Source organism: Methylorubrum extorquens (genome assembly GCF_024169925.1).
GTDB lineage: Bacteria > Pseudomonadota > Alphaproteobacteria > Rhizobiales > Beijerinckiaceae > Methylobacterium > Methylobacterium extorquens_A.
On sequence record NZ_JALJXF010000001.1, the window covers coordinates 3,243,654 to 3,264,339 of the forward strand.

Genomic DNA, 20,686 nt, shown 5'->3' on the forward strand with positions numbered 1-20,686 from the left:
TGCCTTGTCTTTGTGTCAACAATACTTGACACTGTTGCGGGCTCGGATCAACGGCGATGCGAGGCGGAGTGCGTTTTCGGTGGCAGAAAAAAGCGTCATCGTGATCGGTGCCGGCATCGGCGGTCTCGCGGCGGCGCTGAATCTCGCTGTGGCCGGCCATGACGTCACCGTCCTGGAACGGGCGGCGCGCGTCGGCGGCAAGATGCGGTCGCTGGCCGTGAACGGCGTGCCGGTCGAGGCGGGCCCCACCGTCTTCACCATGCGCTGGGTGTTCGAGGAGCTGTTCGCCGAGGCTGGCGCCGATCTCGAATCGGAGATGCGGCTGCGGCCGGCCACCCTGCTCGCCCGCCACGCCTGGAACGCGCACGAGCGGCTCGACCTGTTCGCCGACATCGAGGCTTCTGCGGCGGCCATCGGCGCCTTCGCCGGCCCGCGGGAGGCGGAGGGCTATCGGCGGTTCTGCGCCCGTGCGGCCGAGGTCTACCGCACACTGGAAGGGCCCTTCATCCGCGCCGACCGGCCGAGCCCCGTCGATCTCGCCCAGCGCGTCGGCCTCTCGGGCATCGGCAGCCTCTGGCGTATCCAGCCCTTCGCGACCCTGTGGTCGGCGCTCGGGGAGTACTTCCGCGATCCGCGCCTGCACCAGCTGTTCGGGCGCTACGCCACCTATTGCGGCGCCTCGCCGTTCGAGGCGCCCGCCACGCTGATGCTGGTCGCCCATGTGGAGCAGGCGGGTGTCTGGACCGTCGAGGGCGGCTTGAGCCGGCTCGCGCGCGCGGTCGCGGATCTGGCCGAGCGCCGCGGCGCGAAGCTGCGCACCGGGGCGGACGTGGCACGGATCCTGACTGAGCGCGGCCGTGTCGCGGGAGTCGAACTCGTCGGCGGCGAGCGCATCGTCGCCGATGCGGTGATCGCCAACGCCGACGTCGCGGCCCTCGGCGGTGGCCTGCTCGGGCGCGAGGCCGCGGCGGCGGGCGACCGGGTGCCCGCCCGCGAGCGCTCGCTCTCGGCACTCACCCTCTGTCTGACGGCGCGGGCGAAGGGCTTCGAGCTCGCGCACCACAGCGTGTTCTTCTCCGCCGATTATCGGGCGGAGTTCGACGCGATCCTGCGCGGCCGCCGTCTGCCGCCGGACCCGACCGTCTACGTCTGCGCCCAGGACCGGGACGGCGACGGCGGCGCGGCCCCCAACGGACCGGAACGCCTGCTCATCCTCGTCAACGCGCCCGCCGATGGCGGAGAGCGTCGCTTCAGCCCCACGGAGATCGCCGCATGCGAGACGACCATCCTTCGCAAGCTCTCGGCCTGCGGGCTCACCCTGGAGCCGACGGGGCCGGCGACGATCACGACCCCGCAGGATTTCGCGGGACTGTTCCCAGGAACGGGCGGGGCCCTCTACGGCCGGGCCTCGCACGGCTGGACGGCGACGTTCAAGCGGCCGGGAGCGCGGACGCGGGTAGCGGGGCTCTACCTGGCGGGGGGCAGCGTGCATCCGGGGCCGGGGGTGCCGATGGCAGCGCAATCGGGCCGGCTCGCGGCGGCGGCACTGCGCGCGGACCTCGCTTCGATGGGGCGGTGACGCGCGGCGGCTACGTCTGGTGGTACGTCGATGCCGTGAGCGAGGACGGGCGCCAGGGGCTCACCGTCATCGCCTTCATCGGCAGCGTGTTCTCGCCCTATTACGCCTGGGATGCAGCGCGCGACCCGTTCGCCCACTGCGCCGTCAACGTCGTGCTCTACGGCGAGCGGGGCAATCGCTTCGCCATGACCGAGCGCAACGCCCGTTCGCTGGCGCGCGATGCGACGAGCTTCAGTCTCGGGCCGTCTTCGCTCCAATGGGACGGCAATGTACTGACGATCCGCCTCGACGAGCGGGGCTCGCCGATCCCGCGGGCGGTGCGGGGCACGGTGCGGGTGCGGCCACGGGCACTCACCGCGCAGCCCTTCACCCTCGACACGCACGGCCTGCACCGCTGGTGGCCGATGGCGCCGGATTGCGAGGTCGAGGCCGAGTTCACCGCACCCGCCCTCTCCTGGCGCGGCAGCGGCTACCACGACACCAACGATGGCGACGGCGCCCTCGAAGACGCGTTCACGGATTGGACCTGGTGCCGCGCTCCGCTCAAGCGGGGCTCGGCCATCCTCTACGACGTGCGCCGGACGGATGGCAGCGGACAGAACCTGACGCTGCGCTTCGACGCCGACGGCACCCGCCGCGAGATGCGCCTGCCGCTCGCCGCCGGCCTGCCGCCTACCGGCCTGTGGCGGATGCCGCGCACGACCCGCAGCGACGACAGTCGCGCCGAGGTGATCCGCACGTTCGAGGACACGCCGTTCTATGCCCGCTCTATGCTCGCCACGACCCTCGACGGCGAGGCGGTGCAGCCCGTGCACGAGAGCCTGTCGCTCACGCGCTTCCGCAACCCGCTCGTGCGGCTGATGCTGCCGTTCCGGATGCCGCGGCGGATCGGCTGAGCTTTCGATTCAAGCGCATTCCGAGGAACTGGATGCCGGTTCATCGAAAGAATGCGCGCCAAAACAAAAGGATAGATGCGTGATCCGACCCACCGCGGTCGGGCACAGCTCTAGCCAGCCTTCGCCTCGTCCTTGTGCTCGTAGCGCAGCAGCAGCGGCGTCTGGGCCAGGGCGAAGGCGACCGTGAGCGGCATGATGCCGAACACCTTGAAGCTCACCCAGAAATCCTCGGTCTGCGTCCGCCAGACGACCTCGTTGACGACCGCGAGCGCGAGAAAGAACAGGCCCCAGCGGAAGGTGAGCTTGCGCCAGCCCTCGTCGGTGAGCGCGAACATGCTGTCGAGCACGACCGACAGCAGCGATTTGTTGAAGGCGAGCCCGCCGAGAAGGACGAGGCCGAACAGCGTGTTCACGATGGTCGGCTTCATCATGATGAAGGTCTTGTCCTGAAGCGCCAGCGTCAGGCTGCCGAACACCAGCACGACGACACCCGACACGAGCGGCATGATCGGCAGCCGCCGCAGCAGGGCGAAGTGCACGGCGAGCGCAATCATCGTGGCGACGATGAATACGCCGGTTGCCACGAACAGCTTGCTCTCCGCCGCTACGCCGAAGCGCTCGGCATAGGCGTTGCCGAAGAAGAAGACCGTCAGCGGGCCCACTTCCAGCGCCAGCTTGAGGAGCGGCGGCAGGTGCCGTCGCGGCGGAACGCTCTCGACCTTCATGCTGGGACTTTCACGATGCTCCGAAGAGGCGACGGCCAATCGGCTACTCCTTGGGGAGGCCGGTGATCGCCCGGGCAAAGTCCCGCGCGGCGAACGGCTCCAAGTCTTCCACGCCCTCGCCGACCCCGATGAAGTGCACGGGCAGGCCGAACTTCGTGGCGAGCGCCACCAGAATACCGCCCCGTGCGGTTCCGTCGAGCTTCGTCATCACGAGGCCCGACACGGGTGCGGCCTGCGAGAACAGCTCGACTTGGCTCAGTGCGTTCTGCCCGACGGTGGCGTCGAGCACCAGCAAGGTGGCGTGAGGAGCCTCCGGGTCGAGCTTGCGGATGACCCGGACGATCTTCTCCAGTTCCGCCATCAGCCCGGCCTTGTTCTGCAAGCGGCCGGCGGTGTCGATCAGGAGCACGTCGGTGCCGTTCTCCCGCGCCTCCTTGAACGCGTCGAAGGCGAGCCCCGCCGCGTCCGACCCCTGAGCGCGGCTGATGACCGGCGTCCCGGTGCGGTCGCCCCACACCCGCAACTGCTCGATCGCCGCGGCGCGGAACGTGTCGCCGGCCGCCAGCATGACGCTGCGCCCCTCCGCCTTGAACTTGAGCGAGAGCTTGCCGATCGTCGTGGTCTTGCCGGCGCCGTTCACGCCGACTGTCAGGATCACGTAGGGTTTCTTGGCCGAATCGATCTCGATCGGCAGCGCCACGGGCGTCAGCGCCCGCTCGATCTCGGTGGCGAGGATGGCGCGTACCTCGTCGGGCGAGATGCCCTTCTCGTAGCGGCCCTTGCCCACCGCCTCCGACATACGCGTCGCCGTCTCGACGCCGAAATCGGCCTGGATCAGCGCGTCTTCGAGATCCTCCAGGGTGGTGGCGTCGAGCTTGCGCTTGGTGAACAGGCCCGTCACCCGGTCCGACAGGGCGGAGGAGGTGCGGCGCATGCCGGCAGTCAAACGCGACCACCAGCCCTGCTTCTCGCTGCCCTCGGCCGCGCCGGACATCGCATCGCTCGCGAGCGCCGCTGCGGAATCGACCGGCTGGATGTCGACCTCGGCGGGTGGTTCGGCTTCAGCCGCGGGCGCGGGCGCGGGCGCGGGCGCGGGCGTCTCCCCCTCGCCGCCGGTCAGGCGCGACCACCAGTTCCGCTTCTCCGCCGTCTCGGTGGAGGCGGCCGATGGCTCGTCTTCGTCAGGGATCTCGTCTGGCTGCGGTGCTTCGCCGGTCGGCGGCTGCGGCTCGGGCTGGAGGTCGGCGCCTTCCAGTTCGTCGGGGATGCGATTCTTGTCGGGATCGTCGGAGGCGGGCTCGCTCACCGGCGGCGGCACGTGGGTCACATCGTCCGCCGCGGTGGTGAAGACCGGCTGCCCCTCGGATTCGGAGGCCGGCGACAACGGATCTGGCGTGACCGATTCCTCGGCCGGGGTTTCCTCGACCGGGCTGTCCTCGCCGGGCACCGGCTCGGGAGACTTGGATTCGGGCGCGCCCTTTCGCCCGAACAGGCGTCCGAACCAGCCGGGCTTCTCGTCGTCGCTCATCCGCGTCCCTTGTTCAAAATCTTGCCCTGCTCAAACCTTGCCCGCGACGATCCGACATTCTAGCCCGTGGGGCATGAACGCGCGTGTTTCAGTGCCGGATCGCACCGTCGGACCGGAGATAGGGCCTCCGCTCCTCTACCGCGATGCCCTGATGCTCGTCATCGACAAGCCGGCGGGTTTGCCGGTGCATCCGGGGCCGAAGGGCGGCCCGACGCTGACCGACCATCTCGACGCCCTGCGTTTCGGCCTGCCGCGCCGTCCGGAGGCTGCGCACCGGCTGGACCGCGACACGTCGGGCTGCCTCGTTCTCGGCCGCCATGCCAAGGCGCTTGCGCGTTTGAACCGCCTGTTCGCCGACGGCAAGGTCGATAAGACCTATTGGGCGCTGGTCGAAGGCGGCCCCGAGGCCGTGGAAGGGCGCATCGATCTTCCGCTGGCCAAACGTTCGGACGATCCGCGCAGTTGGTGGATGAAGACCGACCCGGCCGGCGCACCCTCGCTGACGCTCTACCGCGTGCTTGGGCGGGCGAGTGGTCTGTCGTGGTTGGAACTGAAGCCGGTGACCGGGCGGACGCACCAATTGCGCGTGCATTGCGCGGCGATGGGCTGGCCGATCCGGGGCGATACGATCTACGGCAGCGCCGGGCGGGATGGGCCGGGCCTGCAACTCCATGCGCGGGGTTTGAGCCTTCCGCTCTATCCGAAGCGCGAGGCAATCGCGGTGGAAGCGCCGCCCCCCGTGCATATGGGGGCGGGGCTGGAGGCGTGTGGAATGATCGCACCCGCCCCGTAGATCTTTGCTCAAGCCGCGAGCAGGGCCTGCCCGTCATGCCCTGTGATGGTGACGTCGCGAAGCTCTCCGGCCGGTACCGGCTCCGAGAAACGCACCAGCGAAAACGCCTCCGTCCGGCCGGTATCGCCGCGCTCTGTCAGAACGCGGCGGCGGGCGCCGATCTCGCCAGCGAGGTGGCGGGCAAGGGCCGCCGCGCCGGCTTCGCGTAGGCGTGCGGCGCGTACGCGGATCACGTCGCCCGGCACCGCCGGCATCCGCGCGGCGGGCGTGCCGGGGCGCGGTGAGTAGGGGAAGACGTGCAGATGCGTCAGCCCGCATTCCGCCACGAGATCGAGGGAGCGGGAGAATTGCGCCTCGGTCTCGGTCGGAAACCCGGCGATCAGATCGGCGCCGAACACGAGGCCGGGCCGTAGGTCGCGCAGCGTCTCGCACAGGCGGATGGCGTCGGCGCGCGAGTGGCGCCGCTTCATCCGCCTGAGGATCAGGTCGTCGCCCGCCTGGAGCGAGAGATGGACATGCGGCATCAGCCGCGGCTCCTCGGCGAAGGCGGCGATCAAGACGGCATCGGCCTCGACCGAATCGATCGATGACAGGCGCAGACGCGGCAGATCCGGCACCTCGGCGAGGATCGTGCGAACGAGGCGGCCGAGGCTCAAGTCGGCATCGAGGTCGCGACCGTAGGCGGTGAGATCGACGCCGGTCAGCACCACCTCGCGCCCGCCATGCTCGACGATGCGGCGCACCTGCGCCACCGCCTCGGCGACCGGCACGGAACGTGAGTTGCCGCGCCCGAACGGGATGACGCAAAAGGTGCAGCGGTGGTCGCAGCCGTTCTGCACCGGCACGAAGGCACGGGTGTGCCCAGTCATCGCGTCGATGCGCGTCGGCTCGGCCGTGCGGACCGCCATGATGTCTTCAGGCGCCGGCGCGGTACCGCCCTGCCAGCTCTCCGGCCTGAGTTTGGCTGCGTTACCGACGAGGCGCGCCACCTCCGGCATTGCGGCGTAGCTCGCGCGCTCGACCTCGGCGCCACAGCCGGTCACGACGATCTCGGCGCCGGGCCGCTCTCGGGAGAGCCGGCGGATCGCCTTGCGTGCCTGCCGCCCCGCCTCCGCCGTGACCGCACAGGTGTTGACGACGACGAGGTCGCGCCCTTCGGCACCGGGCTCGGCATGGCCGCGCAGCACCTCGGATTCAACGGTGTTGAGACGGCAGCCGAAGGTGAGCGTCTCGACGCTCACCCGTCGATCCCGGCGAACAGGCCGGGCGAGAACGTGCCCTCGCCTTCGAGATAGACCGGGCCGGTCATCAGCACGTGGTCATCGGCGCGCCACTCGATCGAGAGCTCCCCGCCGGGTAACGCCACGCGGGCGGCGCGGCCGATCATGCGCAGGCGCGAGGCGGCCACCACCGTGGCGCAGGCGGCCGTTCCGCAGGCCAGCGTCAGCCCCGCGCCGCGCTCCCACACCCGCAGCTTGATCGTGTCGCGGCCCGTCACCTCGGCAATGGAGATGTTGGCCCGCTCCGGGAAGATCGGGTGGGCTTCGAGAAGCGGGCCGATGCGGCCGAGATCGTAGCTGTCGGGATCGCGTTCGACGAAGAAGATCGCGTGCGGGTTGCCCATGCTCACGGCCGCGGGCGAATGCAGGATCGGATCGTCGATCGGCCCGACCTGAAGCTCGATGCGGCGCGTGTCGAGAAACGGCTCGGCGAGCGGGATCTCGTCCCAGCGCAGGCGCGGCTGGCCCATATCGACGGTGAAGGAGCGGTCGGTGATGCGCTTGACCGCGACCAATCCGGCCTTGGTCTCCAGCGTCAGCGCGCCGTTCTCGGCGGGGCGCGCCATGGCCGGATCGTCGAGCAGCGCGTAGCCGACGCAGCGGGTACCGTTGCCGCAAGCGCCGGATTCCGATCCGTCGGTGTTGTAGATGCGCATGAAGGCATCGGTGCCGGGCGTGACCGGATCGTGCACGACCATGAGCTGGTCGAAGCGCGAATGCACGTCGGCGGCGATGGCGCGAGCCTCGGCCGGGGTCACCCGGACCGCGGTGCCGCGCAGGTCGAGTACGACGATGGCGTTGCCGGCACCGTGCATCTTCAGAAAGCGGCGATTTGCAAGAGGGCTCACGAGAGGGCTCCAAGAGGGCTCATTGGACCTCTGACGACCTTGTCTTGAGGAATGTGAGTTTGGGGAATGCGAGGATGGCGCGGCGTATATGGCAAAAGCCGGCAGGCCGCGAGTCGTGAACGACGAGCCGCAACGTCGCGCCGCAACGGTCTCGCGCGCGGCGTGTTTCGGCCCTACCCTGTCCGAACCGGCCAATCGGAGCGTCCCCACCTTGACCCGTCTCGCCACCCTCGCCGCGGGCCTCCTCGCTCTCGTCCCTTCGCTGACGACCGCGGCGCTCGCCCAGAACGCGCCGCCCCCCACCAACGCGCCCTCCCCTGCCGAGACGAACCCCCTGCCGACCACGACCGTGCCGGACACGGCGAAATCCGGCCCCGACCCGGCAGCGCCCGCGCCGCAGCAGGTGCCGATCCCGCGCCCCGCCCAGGCCGGCGCGGCCCGGGCAGTTACGCCTCCGGCTTCGGCGCTGCCGACCCTCGTGACGGTTCCGGGCGAGCCAAACGACGTCGATGAGGTGACGCTGCCGGCCAAGCCCGTGGCGATCCTGGCGGGCGAGACAAAGTGGGAGGAGGCGCGAGCCAACCTGCGCAAAGCCTACAAGACCATCGGCGAGGCGCTGACGAGGCTGAATCTCAAGCCGGCGGGCCGGCCGATCGCCCTGTTCACCAAGACCGAGGACGACGGCTTTCAGTACGAAGCGATGATCCCGATCGAGGCCGCACCCGCGCAGGGCGTGGAGGGCGGCGACGTCAAGTTCGGCTCGAACCCGAGCGGCAAGGCCCTGCGGTTCAAGCATAGCGGCAGTTACGAGGAGATCGACGGCACCTACGAGACGCTGATCGCCTATCTCGACGCCAAAGAGATCGCGGTCCAGGACCGCTTCCTGGAAGAATACGTCACCGACCTTGGCGAGGGTGCGGACGACAAGCTCGACATCAATATCTACGCTCTGCCCAAGGAGCCGGTGAAGTAGGGTTGTCGCGGGCCGGGAACCGCCGAATCCTTTCGGGGATTCGGCTTCCATGAGGCTTTTCCCCGATACAGCCCTTTCGCCGCCCGTCCGCCCTCGCCGCCGCGAGGTGCCGGCCGCTGCGTCCGAAGCCCTGAAGGACAAGGCGCTGGAGGTTCATCGCCGGCTCTGCGGCGTCTACGAATGCCCGATCCCGTATTTCCACAGCCTCGACCCGCTGTCGGAGCTGATCTCCTCGCTGCTGTCGCATCGGACCCGCAACGCCGATTCCGGACGCGCCTTCAAGGCGCTGCGGGCGCGCTGGCCCAATTGGATGGAGATCGAGGCGGCCTCGGTCGAAGACATCGAGGCCACGATCCGCGGCGTCACTTGGCCGGAGCTGAAGGCGCCGCGCATCAAGACGGTGCTTGCCGCGGTCCGAGAGCGGGTGGGCGGCCTCACCCTCGACTTCTTGGGGGATATGAGCGTCGATGCGGCGCGCGGTTGGCTCGAAGCGATTCCCGGCATCGGGCCGAAGACGAGCGCCGCCGTGCTGTCGTTCTCGACGCTGCGGATGCCGGCCCTGCCGGTGGACAGCCACCATCACCGCGTCGCCCAGCGCACGGGGCTGATCGGTGCGAAGGTCGATGTCGGGCCGAGCCACGCGGTCCTGCGGGCGCAGCTTCCGGAGGATTGGTCGGCGCAGAAGCTCTACGACAATCATGAGGTGCTGATGCTGCACGGACAGCACGTCTGCTTCCACCGCTCGCCGGCCTGCGGACGCTGTGTGCTGCTCGACATCTGTCCGACGGGACAGGAGCGGAAGTCTGTCGGCTGAGATCGCATCCGATTGCGAGTGTCAGCCTTCACTCTCACGTCCAGTACAGGATGCGCGCCATCGGCAGATGAACCGCGATCCGACCGGTGAGGTGGGCCCGCATCGCCTTCATGAGATCGGTCGGAAACACGTACTTCACCGAGCCGAACTTGGTGAGTTTGCGGGTGCGCTCCGCCTCGCGCATCGGTAGGTCGGAGCCCGGATACCATCCTTCGAGAACCGTCTTCGAATTTGGCGTGAAGCGGTGGGTGATGAGTTCGACCGTCAGATCGGGCGCGGCCACACCGGACAAGGCTTCGGCCGCATCGCGCAGCAGGGCGTCGTAGGCGTCCGGCCATCTCTCGACGGGCAGGATCGGTGCGATGGTGAGGCCGACGGGATAGCCGGCTCGGGCCACGGCACCCATGGCGGCGAGGCGCTCGCCGAGCGGAGCGGTACCGCCTTCGTAATGCGCCGCCGCGGCTGCGTTGACTGAGAAGCGGATGCGGGTGCGGCCGTGATGCGGCAAGTCGAGGAGTGGTTCGACCGCAGCGAACTTCGTCGTGAAGCGCAGTTGCACCGGTGCGTCCCAGGCGCCGAAATGGCGGATCGCAGCGGAGAGCGAGCCGGTGAGATGCTCGATCCCGAGCGGATCGGTGTAGCAGGACGCCTCGAACGTGGTGCCCTCCGCCGCCCGCGCTTCCGAGGCACTGGTGACGCCGCCGTGGCCCAAATAACTCTCGAGATTGCCCAGGATCGCATCGAGGTTGGCGTAGACGCGCGTCACCGGCGGCCCCGAGAGGGAGCCGGCGAGATAGCAGTACTGGCAATGCGCCGGGCAGCCCTCGGCAAGATCGAAGCGCCAGTCGGCGCTCGGCGGAATCGGCTGGAGCTTTAGCTTCGTCGGCGGCGCGGTGACGATGGCGAGGGTTGCCTTCGCCTGCGCATAGGCCCGACGCGGGTTCTCGTCGTCGCGCAGGCCGGTGAGACGATTGCTCTTCAGGCGCTCGACCGGCAGACCCATGCCCTCCACCCGCGCCACGATCTGCCGGCCATGGGCATGCTCAAGGGCCGCTGGCGTCACCAGCACGCGGCGTGGATGCCAGAGGCGGAGGGGCCGTCGGTGCTCCGCCGGTCGGCTGCGCGGTTCCTCGGTCAGGAGCAAGGTCATGCCGCACCAACCCCCGGCCTGTGCCGAAGGTCCGAGGATGCGTCCTTTTGGAACTCCGGGCGGCCTTGGGCGCTGTTTTGGCGCGAGGATCCTTATGAGGCTGTCGATGTCGGAGCTGGAAACGAAACGCGCCGCGATCGCCGACCTGCTCGCGAGGATCGAAGGCCTCGATCCGCGGAACGTTGCGGATCTCGACCGGCGGGTGGAGACCGTGGTGAACGGCTTCGATCAAGGGGCGCCGGAGCCGTCCGATCCAGCCAGGGCCGACCTGCATCGTCTAATCAGGACGTACCGCGACCTTCGCGATCTGCCCACCGACCGCAACAACGTGCGGCTTGCCGAGAAGGGCGAGGTGTTCGCCCCGGAGAATGACGCCTGACGCGCGATCCCGCGCTGCCAAGCATGGGAACAGTGGTTGGCTGACAGGCCACACCGACTTTACGAAAACCGGCTTGGCAACGGGGTCGGCCCGCGCCAAGCGTCGCCAATGACCAAGACCCTTCTCGCTTACTCCGGAGCTGCACTTGCCGAAATCGCCGGCTGCTTCGCGTTCTGGGCGTGGCTGCGGCTCGATCGGTCGGTCTGGTGGGTCGCGCCGGGGCTCGTCTCGCTGGCGCTGTTCGCTTGGCTGCTCACCCTGGTCGAAAGCGAGGCGGCGGGGCGGACTTATGCCGCCTATGGCGGCATTTACATCGCCGCCTCGATCCTTTGGCTTTGGGGCATCGAGGGACATCGTCCCGATCGCTGGGATCTCATCGGCGGGGCGATCTGCCTCGTCGGCATGGCGGTGATTCTGTTCGGTCCCCGGAGCGGCTGAGCCGCTCCGGGGACCGAGGCGATCAACCCTCGCGAATCAGGATCAGGGTCGAGAGCGGCGGCAGTGTCAGGCTCAGCGAGTGCGGCTGGCCGTGGCTCTGCTCGGCTCGGCTCTGCACGCCACCCATATTGCCGACATTCGAGCCACCATAGCGCTCGGCGTCCGAGTTGATCGCCTCGCGGTAGTAGCCGGCCGTCGGCACGCCGACGCGGTAGCCTTCACGCGGCACCGGCGTGAAGTTCGACACCACGATGGCGATCTCGCCCTCCGCCTTGCCCTTTCGCGCCCAGGCGATGACCGAGTTATCGGAATCGTCCGCGACCAGCCACTGGAAGCCGCTGGCCTCGACGTCGCGGGAATGGAGCGCCGGGGTCGAGGTGTAGACGTGGTTGAGGTCGCGGATCAGATCCTTCACGCCACCATGCAGAGGATCGTCGAGCAAGTGCCAGTCGAGCGACTGGTTGTGGTTCCACTCGCGCTCCTGGCCGAACTCGCCGCCCATGAAGAGCAGCTTCTTGCCGGGGTGCCCCCACATGAAGCCGAAATAGGCGCGTAGATTGGCGAACTTCTGCCAGCGATCCCCCGGCATCTTGCCCAGCAGAGAGCCTTTGCCGTGCACCACTTCGTCGTGGGAGAGCGGCAGCACGAAGTTTTCCGAGAAGGCGTAGAGCAGGCCGAAGGTCAGGTTGTGGTGGTGGTAGCGCCGGTGGATCGGATCCTCCGACATGTATTTCAGGGTGTCGTGCATCCACCCCATGTTCCACTTGAAGCCGAAGCCGAGACCGCCCGTGTAGGTCGGGTGCGACACGCCCGGCCAGGAGGTCGATTCCTCGGCCACCGTGATGGTGCCCGGCGCGTGGCTGTAGGTGGCTTCGTTGGTCTTGCGCAGGAAGTTGATGGCGTCGAGATTCTCGTTGCCGCCATACTGGTTCGGAATCCACTCGCCCGCGCGGCGCGAGTAGTCGAGGTAGAGCATCGAGGCGACCGCATCCACGCGCAGGCCGTCGAGGTGGTAGTGCTCGAGCCAGAAGCGGGCATTGGCCGTGAGGAAGGCCGAAACCTCGACCCGGCCGAAATTGTAGATGTAGGTGCCCCAATCCTGGTGAAAGCCCTGGCGTGGGTCGGCATGCTCGTAGAGATGCGTGCCGTCGAACAGGCCGAGACCGTGGGCGTCGAGGGGGAAGTGCCCCGGCACCCAATCGAGCATCACGCCGATGCCGGCCGCATGCGCCGCGTTGACGAAGGCGACGAAGTCGTCGGGCGTGCCGAAGCGGCTCGTCGGCGCGAACAACGAAACCGGCTGGTAGCCCCACGAGCCGTCGAACGGGTACTCGGTGATCGGCAGAAGCTCGATATGGGTGAAGCCGAGTTCCTTGACGTACGGGATCAGCCGGTCGGACAGCTCCTTGTAGGTCAGGTAGCGGTTGCCCTCATCCGGCACCCGCGCCCACGAGCCGAGATGGACCTCGTAGACGGACATGGCGGCGTGGCGCGGGTCCTTCTCGCCGCGCGTGTCCATCCAAGCCGCATCGTGCCATTGCGGCTCGTTGAGGCCCTGAAGCACGGAGGCCGTCTGCGGCGGGTGCTGGGCACGGAAGGCGACCGGATCGGCCTTCAGCGGCAGCACCGAGCCATCGGGACCGCGGATCTCGAACTTGTAGTTCTGCCCGGCCTGCAAGCCCGGCACGAACAGTTCCCAGATGCCGCCGTTGAGCCACAGCCGCATCGGGTGGCGCCGGCCATCCCAGTCGTTGAAATCGCCGACGACGCTCACGCGGCGGGCATTCGGTGCCCAGACCGCGAAGCGGAACCCGGCGATGCCGTCGAGTTCGCCCGCATGCGCACCGAGCACGCGGTAGACGAGGTTGCTGCCGATCAGGCGCAGTCCTTCTATCTCGCTCTGATCGAGGGAGGGGCCGAAGCCGTAGGGATCGTGACGGCGGGTGCTGGTGCCATCCCAGGCCTCGACCTCGATCTCGTAGAGGGGCCGGCCCTCGCTCTTGACACTCGCGACGTAGAATCCGTCGGGATGAATGCGCTCGAACGAGATGCTTTGCCCGCCCGTGACGAGGCGGGCTGCCTTCGCCTCAGGCAGAATCGCACGGACCTCCCAGGCACCGGGCGCGACCTGATGCGGCCCGAGGACGCCGAACGCGTCGCCGTGATCGGCCGCCATCACGGCCGCAATGGCATCAGGATGGAGGTGGCCATCGCGCGCTTGCGAGGCCGAGCGGCCCACGCGGGGAGCCCCCTCGCCGCCCAGCGCATCCGCCGACCGAGGCGCGCGCTGCGCCTCGGTCGAGCCTGACCTGTTCGGGACGTTGGCGGCCGCCTGCCCCTCGTTGCGAGCCGCGGCCTTCTCGTCCAGAGCCGTCATCCAGTCACCTCTTCCAGGGATTCGCTCTCGGGCCGGCTCGAGGATCGGGCTCGGCGCGAGCGTGCGCAGGTCACACCGAAGCGCGGTCGCGCTTGGCTTCGTCCAGTATGTTGAGAACACCCCGGGCCGGGATTTCGATCCAGTCGGGGCGGTTGTTCACTTCGTAATCGACCTCGTAGAGCGCCTTGGTCAGCAGGCTCAGGCGCAGCAGACGGGATTGCGTCTCCGCATCCTCCACCGCCGCCCGGCTGCCGGCCACGGCTTGCCCGTAGCCGTCGAGAAACGCTGCATCGATCATGCCGCGCCACGCGATCGCCGCGTTGCGTGCCCGCTCCTCACTGTCGCCGAACCGGGCCGTGATCTCACGCACCACCGTTTCGGCGCCGTAGGCGAAGGAGCGCAGCATGCCGGCCACGTCGCGCAGCGGCGTCGACTTGGCCCGGCGCTGCTCCACCGGACGCGAGGGCTCGCCCTCGAAATCGACGATGATGAGATCGCCCTCGGAGGCCAGCACCTGACCGAGATGGTAATCGCCGTGGATGCGGGTCTTGGTGGCGCCCCGCAGCGGGCCAGCGGCTAACTCGGTGATGAGGGCCTCGACCTCGCCGCGGCGGGACGCAAGCGCCTCGCTCGCCGAGCCCGGCGACCACGCGGTGATCGCGCCGAGCCCCTTGAAGGCGCGCGCGGCCTGATAGCGGGCGTCGTCCGCCAGCACCGCGAGATCGTCCTCACCGAACGGCTCGACCGCGAAGGCCGGATCCTCGGTGTCGATGGCGAAGGCCCGGTGCAGTTCGGCCGTGCGCTGGCCGAGCAGCTCCGCCCAGCGCAGATGCGCGTTGAAGGCATCCTCCGGCGACGGCGCCTCGCTCTCAGGTGCGAGCACCACGGTCTCGAAGTCGCGGCGCAGACCTTCCAGCATCAGCGTCCAGGCGTCGCCCTGGTTGAGGACGAACTTCTGGAGCAGCGCCAGGGCGGTGCGGGTGCCGTCCTCGGCCACGTGTTCCACCACGCCGAGCAGCGCCGGCGTGTTGGCGAAATGGGCCTGTTCGGTGAGGAAGCGGCCGATCTCGATCTCGGGATGCGTGCCGGGCTGGAGGCGGCGCAGCAGCTTGAGCATCATCCGCGCGCCGATGGCGATCGAGGTGTTGCTCTGCTCGGCCGAGAGACGGCGCACGTCGGCGGCCTCGAACGGCACCTCCGGATCGTAGGCCGAGGTCGTCGAGAACGCGAGGCTCCCGCGCTCGGACGGGATCGTCACGCCGTCGCGCATCGCCTCGATCAGGGCCACGGCGAAGGGGGCCGCGGCGGCAGCCTCGTAGAGCAGGCCGGTGCGGGGCCCGCGGCGGACGCGGGCGACGGCGTGGTCCAGAAGCGCCTCGTCCTCACGGCCCTCCTCGACGGCGAGCGGCACGAAGTAGTCCTGGCGCTCCCCGTTGGCGAGGGTCACCGCCACCCGCGGCAGCAGGAACTTGCCCTCGCCGGAGCCGTCCTTGACGATGGCGCTGTCATCGACCTGCACCGACTTGATGCGCGTGCCCTTGGCGCCGAACCAGCGGCGAGAGCCGATGAAGGGCGGGGCCACGGTGCGCTCGAAGGCGGTGCGCTCGCGGCCCTTGATCAAGGTCTCGATGCCGCCGGTAAGCACGAGCGTGAACAGTTCCGGGCTCTGGGGCTGCGGCCCGATCTCGCCGGTATTGGCGACCGAGAGCGAGAACCAGTAGAAGCCGTAGGCCGGCAGGGTCAGCAGGTAGGGCAACTCGCCGATCGCCGGGAAGGCCGTGCCGCCGGTCAGCTCGATCGGGATCGCGCCGCGCAGATCCGACAGGTCGAGCTGCACCGCCTGCGGTGCCCGCGAGAGGTTGGCGACGCAGAGGATGCGCTCGTTCTCGTGCTCGCGAATCCAGGCCAGCACCTTGCGGTTGGCCGGATACAGGAACTGGATCGCGCCGCGCCCGAGCGCCACCGAGTTGTTGCGGATCGCGATCATGCGCCGCGTCCAGTTCAGGAGCGAGGTCTGCGCCTGGATCTGCGCCTCGACGTTGATCGCGTCGTAGCCGTAGATTGGATCCTGGATCGAGGGCAGGAACAGCTTCTGCGGCGTGGCCCGCGAGAAGCCTCCGTTGCGGTCGGGCGACCATTGCATCGGCGTGCGCACGCCGTCGCGGTCACCGAGATAGATGTTGTCGCCCATGCCGATCTCGTCGCCGTAGTAGAGCACCGGCGTGCCGGGCATCGACAGGACGAGGGACTTCATCAGCTCGATCTTGCGGCGGTCGTTCTCCAGCAGCGGCGCGAGGCGGCGGCGGATGCCGAGATTGATGCGAGCGCGCCGCTCGGCGGCGTAGAACGACCAGAGGTAATCGCGCTCCTCTGCCGTCACCATTTCGAGCGTCAGCTCGTCATGGTTGCGAAGGAAGATGGCCCACTGGCAGCCCTCGGGGATCTCGGGGGTCTGGCGCATGATGTCGGTGATCGGGTGCCGGTCCTCCCGGGCGATCGCCATGTACATCCGCGGCATCAGCGGGAAGTGGAATGCCATGTGGCATTCGTCGCCCTCACCGAAATACTGCGCCGTCTCCTCCGGCCACTGGTTGGCCTCGGCCAGCAGCATCCGGTCGGGATACTCGGCGTCGAGGGCCGCACGGATCGCCTTGATGACGACGTGGGTCTCGGAGAGGTTCTCGCAATTCGTGCCGTCGCGCTCGATCAGGTAGGGGATCGCGTCGAGCCGCAGCCCGTCGACGCCCATGTCGAGCCAGTAGCGCATGACCTCGATCACGGCCTCCAGCACGGCCGGGTTGTCGAAGTTCAGGTCGGGCTGGTGGCTGTAGAAGCGGTGCCAAAAATACTGCTTGGCGACCGGGTCCCAGGTCCAGTTCGACACTTCCGTGTCGAGGAAGATGATGCGCGTATCGGAATACTTCTCGTCGGTGTCCGACCACACGTAGAAGTCGCGCTCAGGGCTCCCGGCCGGCGCCTCGCGGGCGCGCTGGAACCATGGGTGCTGATCGCTGGTGTGGTTGATGACCAGCTCCGTAATGACGCGCAGCCCCCGCTCGTGGGCGGCGTCCACGAACCGGCGGAAATCCTCCATCGTCCCGTAGGATGGATTGACGTCCCGGTAGTCGGCGATGTCGTAGCCGTCGTCGCGCAGCGGCGAGGGATAGAACGGCATCAGCCAGATCGCCGTGACCCCGAGGTCACGGACATAATCGAGCTTCTGCGTGAGCCCCTCGAAATCGCCGATCCCGTCGTTCGACGAGTCGAAGAACGACTTGACGTGGATCTGGTAGATGATGGCGTCACGGTACCACTGCGGATCGCTGCGATCGATCATCCCGTCGCTGCCTCACGTCACTTTCGAGAGCGGAACCGGGCCTTGTGGCACCGGGCTGCGAGCCTCCTCGGCCCGCTTCTTGGCGAGAACACGACGGTGACGCCGTATTCCGCCCGATCTAGAGCGCCCCGCACCGAAAGTGGAGGCCAGTTCGGCACAGGGCCGGTCGTCAGGTCCGCCGGGGCCGAATCCGCCAGACGATCGCCGAGCGGTCGGCGGGATCGAGTGCGATGCGGTGGTTCTTGCCGTAGAGCTCAAACGTGTAGCCCAGCAGCAGATCCTCGACCTCGACCGCCCCATCGTCGGGCAGGCCGAGCAGATGCAGCGGCACCTCGTAGGTGCATTCCTGGCGGTTCTTCGGGTCGAGATTGACCATCACGAACACGCAGTTGTCGCGTTCCGGCGTCACCTTCGCGTAGGCGATGATGTTGTCGTTCCAGGCACCCGTGAAGTGGATGTTCCGGAAATCCCATAGCGCCGGGTTATCCCTGCGCGCTTGGTTGAGCTTGATGATGTGATCGCGGATGTTGCCAGGGCGATGGTAGTCCCACGCCTTCAGCTCGTATTTTTCGGAATCGAGATATTCTTCCTTGCCCGGATAGGGCGCAGCCTCACACAGCTCGAAGCCGTTATAGATGCCGTAGATGGAGGAGAGCGTCGCGGCGAGCGTCGCGCGCACGATAAAGCCCGGCCGCCCGCTTGTTTGAAGGTAGTAGGGATTGATGTCCGGCGTATTCGCAAAAAAGTTCGGGCGGTAATATTCGCCCATCTCGCCGGCCAGCTCGAGCGCGTACTCGGTCAGCTCCTGCTTCGTGTTGCGCCACGTGAAGTAGGTGTAGCTCTGCTGGTATCCGGCCTTAGCCAGCTTCTTCATCATCTTCGGCCGGGTGAAGGCCTCGGCGAGGAAGATCGCGTCGGGGTACTGGGCATTCACCTCACCCAGCATCCACTCCCAGAACGGAATCGGCTTGGTGTGCGGATTATCGACTCGGAAGATGCGGGCCCCGTGGGCGCACCAGCCGAGGACGATGTCGCGCAGCTCGATCCAGAGCGAGGGCAGCGCCCCGCCATAGAAGTGGACGTTGGAGATGTCCTCGTACTTCTTCGGTGGATTCTCGGCGAATTTCAGCGTGCCGTCGGGCCGCCATTCGAACCACTCGGGATGCTGCTTGATCCAGGGATGGTCGGGCGAGCACTGGATCGCGAAGTCGATCGCGACCTCCATGCCGTGGGCATGGCTAGCGGCGACGAGCTGGCGGAAATCTTCCAGCGTGCCGAGTTCCGGATGCACGGCCTCATGGCCGCCCTCCTCCGAGCCCACCGCGTAGACCGAGCCGACGTCACCCTCCTTCGCCTTGAGGGTATTGTTCTTGCCCTTGCGGTTGGTCTTTCCGATCGGGTGGATCGGCGTGAAATAGAGCACGTCGAAGCCGAGTTCGCGGATCTCGGGCAGGCGCCGGATCACGTCCGCGAAGGTGCCGTGGCGGTTCGGATCGCCCGATTGCGAGCGCGGGAAGATCTCGTACCAAGCCGAGAATCGAGCCGCGAGCCGGTCGGCGATGACGGGGATGTTCACGGGATAGCGCGAGAGGTTCACCCGCTCGGCGTTTCGCCGGACCAGCGACATCGTCTCCGGCGCCAGGATCTTTTCCAGGAGCACAGGCGAGCCTTCCGGCTCAGCGGCGAGCGAGCGGATCAGCCCGTCGAGCCGCTGCTTGTCGGCGCCGGTCGCCAGATCCTCGGCGATCTGGATCAGCTCGACGCCCTCGATCGTCTCCAGCCGCACGTCCACGCCCGCGTCGCGCTTCTTCAGGGTATCACGCACCCAGGACGAGAAGCCGTCACGCCACGCCTCGACCGTGAACTCGTAGCGGGCATTGCGTTCGAGCGGGAAGTGACCGGCCCAGCGGTCGTTGTCGACGAACACCATCGGGTCGCGACGCCACGTCTCCTCGCCGACGACGCGGGAGAGGATCGCTGCGTTGATGATCTCGTGACCGTCGGAAAAGATGTCCGCCTCGACGCGGACCTGCTCGCCGACGACGCGCTTCACCGCCGAGCGCCCGCCATCGATCTCCGGCGTCACCGCCTCGATGACGACGCGGCCCGTGCCCTGCGGCACGGTCGAAGGCGGCGGTGCAGCGACCTTGGCGCGCTCGGCCACGAGGATGCGCAGTTCGCCCGGCTGAAGGTCGATGCTCGCGCCCGGATGGAAGGCGATCGGCTCGGCGTCGGGCGTGCGGTCGTCGAACGGGCCAAGCTGGCCGCCGGTGCGCTCGATGAGGCGGCCGGCATCGACCGGCGCCGGAGCGTCACCCGGATTGAACAGCAGCAGCGTCGCCGAATGCGCCGAAGCCGCGTGGCCGGTATCGGTGCGGAACAGGGCGGTGAACGGCGCATCGGGCGCCGAGAGCCGCATCTGCGCACCCTCGACATTGGCAGCCGGAATGGAAGCCTTTAGCCCGTTGATCGCCGTCACGTATGCGGAGATGTCGATTCCCGTATCGTGCTCACGCGAACCGGGCGTGGTCTCGACCACGTGGAGCGCACGGCGATAGCCCCACTCGTAGCCGATCGGCATCAGCACGCCGGCCGAGAAAAAGGCGGAGAGGGCGTAGCGTGTCTTCAGCCGTTGAGCGACCGCCTCCGCCCCACCGGGGATGTCGGCGGCGAGCCGGCTCATGTCGTGGTTCTCGGGGAAGGCGATGGAGGGCGCGACCACCCTCAGTCGCTCATACTGCTCCAGGGCCCAAGGCGCCTTCAGGTTCCACCACGCAAAGGAATTGAACAGATAGTCGAAGCCGGCCCCCGCCGTCGCCTGCGCCTCCTCGAAGGTGCAGCCCAACGTCTCGGCGGCGAACAGCGTGTCGGCCTCGCGCTGCTTAGCGGCCTGGATCAGCGCCCGCCACACATCCGGCGGCACCTTGTAAGCCGCGTCGCAACGGAAGCCGCGCACGCCGAGCCGTTGTAGCCGAGCAATGTAGCCGTCGAAGATACGGATCAGTTCACCCCGAGCGTGCTCGGAATGGTAGTCGAGCTCGATCAGGTCGCCCCAGACCGTGCGCTTTGACGGATCGTCGGGATCGATCGCTGCCGGGCTCACCGGCTTGCCCTCGGCGTCGCGCACGAACAGGTCGGGCCTGTCGTGGAACAGGCGCGCGTTGTCGGCGGTGTGATTGATGACGAGGTCGCTCATCACCGACACGCCGTGCGACTCGGCTGCTCGGCAGAACCGCGTGATCTGCTCGTCGTCCGCCGTGCCGTCGCGATCGCGAAACCGCTCGTCGAGCGCGTCGAGATCGGCCACCGCATAGAGGCTGCGCGAGCCGCCGGTCTGGTGGAACGGGTTGAGATAGACCCAATTGAAGCCGAGCTCGGCGATGCGCGGCAGTTCCGCCGTCCATGCCGAGACCGTCCCAACGAGGAGCGGGAACAGGTTGTAGATGCGCGGGCCCTCCGCGCGGGGCGCGAAGGCGGCCGGAAGGGCCACCGTCTCCGCGCCGGTCCGGGTCGCGGGCGTCATCGCGGTGTTCGGTGCGTTCATGGATCGCCTCCGTCTTGTCGCTTTT

The 20,686-nt window shown here is 68.1% G+C and carries 15 protein-coding genes; 7 read left to right on the forward strand and 8 right to left on the reverse strand.

Annotation, left to right across the window (positions count from 1 at the left end):
- Nucleotides 1–79: 79 nt before the first annotated feature.
- Together crtD and J2W78_RS15360 are read left to right on the forward strand one after the other, a co-directional pair.
- Complete coding sequence (crtD, locus tag J2W78_RS15355; RefSeq protein ID WP_253371853.1) at nt 80–1,579, forward strand: 1-hydroxycarotenoid 3,4-desaturase CrtD; 1,500 nt, start codon at nt 80–82, stop codon at nt 1,577–1,579.
- Nucleotides 1,576–2,475 (forward strand): carotenoid 1,2-hydratase, encoded by a 900-nt coding sequence (locus J2W78_RS15360; RefSeq protein WP_253371855.1) that lies wholly within the window; start codon nt 1,576–1,578, stop codon nt 2,473–2,475. The genes crtD and J2W78_RS15360 overlap by 4 nt, the downstream gene beginning before the upstream one ends.
- A gap of 110 nt (nt 2,476–2,585) precedes the next feature.
- On the opposite strand, the gene J2W78_RS15365 is transcribed toward J2W78_RS15360, so the two are convergent.
- Nucleotides 2,586–3,200, reverse strand: a complete 615-nt coding sequence (locus J2W78_RS15365) for a septation protein A (protein ID WP_253371857.1) — start codon at nt 3,198–3,200, stop codon at nt 2,586–2,588.
- A gap of 43 nt (nt 3,201–3,243) precedes the next feature.
- Nucleotides 3,244–4,728: a signal recognition particle-docking protein FtsY gene (ftsY, locus tag J2W78_RS15370; protein ID WP_253371859.1), complete on the reverse strand. Its 1,485-nt coding sequence runs from the start codon at nt 4,726–4,728 to the stop codon at nt 3,244–3,246.
- A 73-nt stretch (nt 4,729–4,801) separates the two neighbouring features.
- Between ftsY and J2W78_RS15375 the strand changes: the two genes are divergently transcribed.
- Entirely contained in the window at nt 4,802–5,521 is a 720-nt protein-coding gene (locus J2W78_RS15375) for an RluA family pseudouridine synthase (protein ID WP_253371861.1), read from the forward strand.
- Nucleotides 5,522–5,529: 8 nt separating this feature from the next.
- On the opposite strand, the gene mtaB is transcribed toward J2W78_RS15375, so the two are convergent.
- Both mtaB and dapF read right to left on the reverse strand, forming a co-directional pair.
- The gene (gene mtaB / locus J2W78_RS15380) at nt 5,530–6,762 is read right to left on the reverse strand and encodes a tRNA (N(6)-L-threonylcarbamoyladenosine(37)-C(2))-methylthiotransferase MtaB (RefSeq protein ID WP_253371863.1); all 1,233 of its coding nucleotides are present in this window, start codon (nt 6,760–6,762) and stop codon (nt 5,530–5,532) included.
- On the reverse strand, nt 6,759–7,649 hold the full coding sequence (dapF, locus tag J2W78_RS15385; protein WP_253371865.1) for a diaminopimelate epimerase: 891 nt from the start codon (nt 7,647–7,649) through the stop codon (nt 6,759–6,761). The genes mtaB and dapF overlap by 4 nt, the downstream gene beginning before the upstream one ends.
- 211 nt (nt 7,650–7,860) lie before the next feature.
- Here dapF and J2W78_RS15390 point away from each other — a divergent pair, with 211 nt between their 5' ends.
- Both J2W78_RS15390 and J2W78_RS15395 read left to right on the forward strand, forming a co-directional pair.
- The gene (locus J2W78_RS15390; RefSeq protein ID WP_253371867.1) at nt 7,861–8,622 is read left to right on the forward strand and encodes a GyrI-like domain-containing protein; all 762 of its coding nucleotides are present in this window, start codon (nt 7,861–7,863) and stop codon (nt 8,620–8,622) included.
- 49 nt (nt 8,623–8,671) lie between these two features.
- On the forward strand, nt 8,672–9,436 hold the full coding sequence (locus tag J2W78_RS15395) for an endonuclease III domain-containing protein (protein ID WP_253371869.1): 765 nt from the start codon (nt 8,672–8,674) through the stop codon (nt 9,434–9,436).
- Nucleotides 9,437–9,470: 34 nt separating this feature from the next.
- Here the strand turns inward: J2W78_RS15395 and J2W78_RS15400 are convergent, their stop codons facing one another.
- Nucleotides 9,471–10,586, reverse strand: coding sequence for an SPL family radical SAM protein (locus tag J2W78_RS15400; protein WP_253371871.1), 1,116 nt, complete (start codon nt 10,584–10,586; stop codon nt 9,471–9,473).
- Between J2W78_RS15400 and J2W78_RS15405 the strand changes: the two genes are divergently transcribed.
- Both J2W78_RS15405 and J2W78_RS15410 read left to right on the forward strand, forming a co-directional pair.
- Nucleotides 10,585–10,965: a hypothetical protein gene (locus J2W78_RS15405; protein WP_253371873.1), complete on the forward strand. Its 381-nt coding sequence runs from the start codon at nt 10,585–10,587 to the stop codon at nt 10,963–10,965. The two genes, J2W78_RS15400 and J2W78_RS15405, sit on opposite strands and share 2 nt — an antisense overlap.
- A 108-nt stretch (nt 10,966–11,073) precedes the next feature.
- Complete coding sequence (locus tag J2W78_RS15410; protein WP_253371875.1) at nt 11,074–11,403, forward strand: YnfA family protein; 330 nt, start codon at nt 11,074–11,076, stop codon at nt 11,401–11,403.
- Nucleotides 11,404–11,425: 22 nt separating this feature from the next.
- On the opposite strand, the gene glgB is transcribed toward J2W78_RS15410, so the two are convergent.
- The 3 genes from glgB to J2W78_RS15425 all read right to left on the reverse strand — a co-directional run bounded on the left by glgB (nt 11,426) and on the right by J2W78_RS15425 (nt 20,661).
- Nucleotides 11,426–13,780: a 1,4-alpha-glucan branching protein GlgB gene (glgB, locus tag J2W78_RS15415; RefSeq protein WP_253371877.1), complete on the reverse strand. Its 2,355-nt coding sequence runs from the start codon at nt 13,778–13,780 to the stop codon at nt 11,426–11,428.
- 70 nt (nt 13,781–13,850) lie between these two features.
- Nucleotides 13,851–17,117 (reverse strand): maltose alpha-D-glucosyltransferase, encoded by a 3,267-nt coding sequence (gene treS, locus J2W78_RS15420; RefSeq protein ID WP_253371879.1) that lies wholly within the window; start codon nt 17,115–17,117, stop codon nt 13,851–13,853.
- A 169-nt stretch (nt 17,118–17,286) separates the two neighbouring features.
- Nucleotides 17,287–20,661 carry a maltotransferase domain-containing protein gene (locus J2W78_RS15425; protein WP_253371881.1) on the reverse strand — a complete coding sequence of 1,125 codons (3,375 nt, stop codon included), beginning with the start codon at nt 20,659–20,661 and terminating at the stop codon, nt 17,287–17,289.
- Nucleotides 20,662–20,686 lie beyond the last annotated feature (25 nt).

Bases quoted from the DNA above. Each gene is read 5' to 3' on its own strand.
- J2W78_RS15365 (WP_253371857.1), bottom strand. From the start codon at position 3,200: ATGAAGGTCGAGAGCGTTCCGCCGCGACGGCACCTGCCGCCGCTCCTC.
- ftsY (WP_253371859.1), bottom strand. From the start codon at position 4,728: ATGAGCGACGACGAGAAGCCCGGCTGGTTCGGACGCCTGTTCGGGCGA.
- J2W78_RS15375 (WP_253371861.1), top strand. From the start codon at position 4,802: ATGAACGCGCGTGTTTCAGTGCCGGATCGCACCGTCGGACCGGAGATA.
- J2W78_RS15395 (WP_253371869.1), top strand. From the start codon at position 8,672: ATGAGGCTTTTCCCCGATACAGCCCTTTCGCCGCCCGTCCGCCCTCGC.
- J2W78_RS15405 (WP_253371873.1), top strand. From the start codon at position 10,585: ATGCCGCACCAACCCCCGGCCTGTGCCGAAGGTCCGAGGATGCGTCCT.
- J2W78_RS15400 (WP_253371871.1), bottom strand. From the start codon at position 10,586: ATGACCTTGCTCCTGACCGAGGAACCGCGCAGCCGACCGGCGGAGCAC.
- J2W78_RS15410 (WP_253371875.1), top strand. From the start codon at position 11,074: ATGACCAAGACCCTTCTCGCTTACTCCGGAGCTGCACTTGCCGAAATC.
- glgB (WP_253371877.1), bottom strand. From the start codon at position 13,780: ATGACGGCTCTGGACGAGAAGGCCGCGGCTCGCAACGAGGGGCAGGCG.
- treS (WP_253371879.1), bottom strand. From the start codon at position 17,117: ATGATCGATCGCAGCGATCCGCAGTGGTACCGTGACGCCATCATCTAC.
- J2W78_RS15425 (WP_253371881.1), bottom strand. From the start codon at position 20,661: ATGAACGCACCGAACACCGCGATGACGCCCGCGACCCGGACCGGCGCG.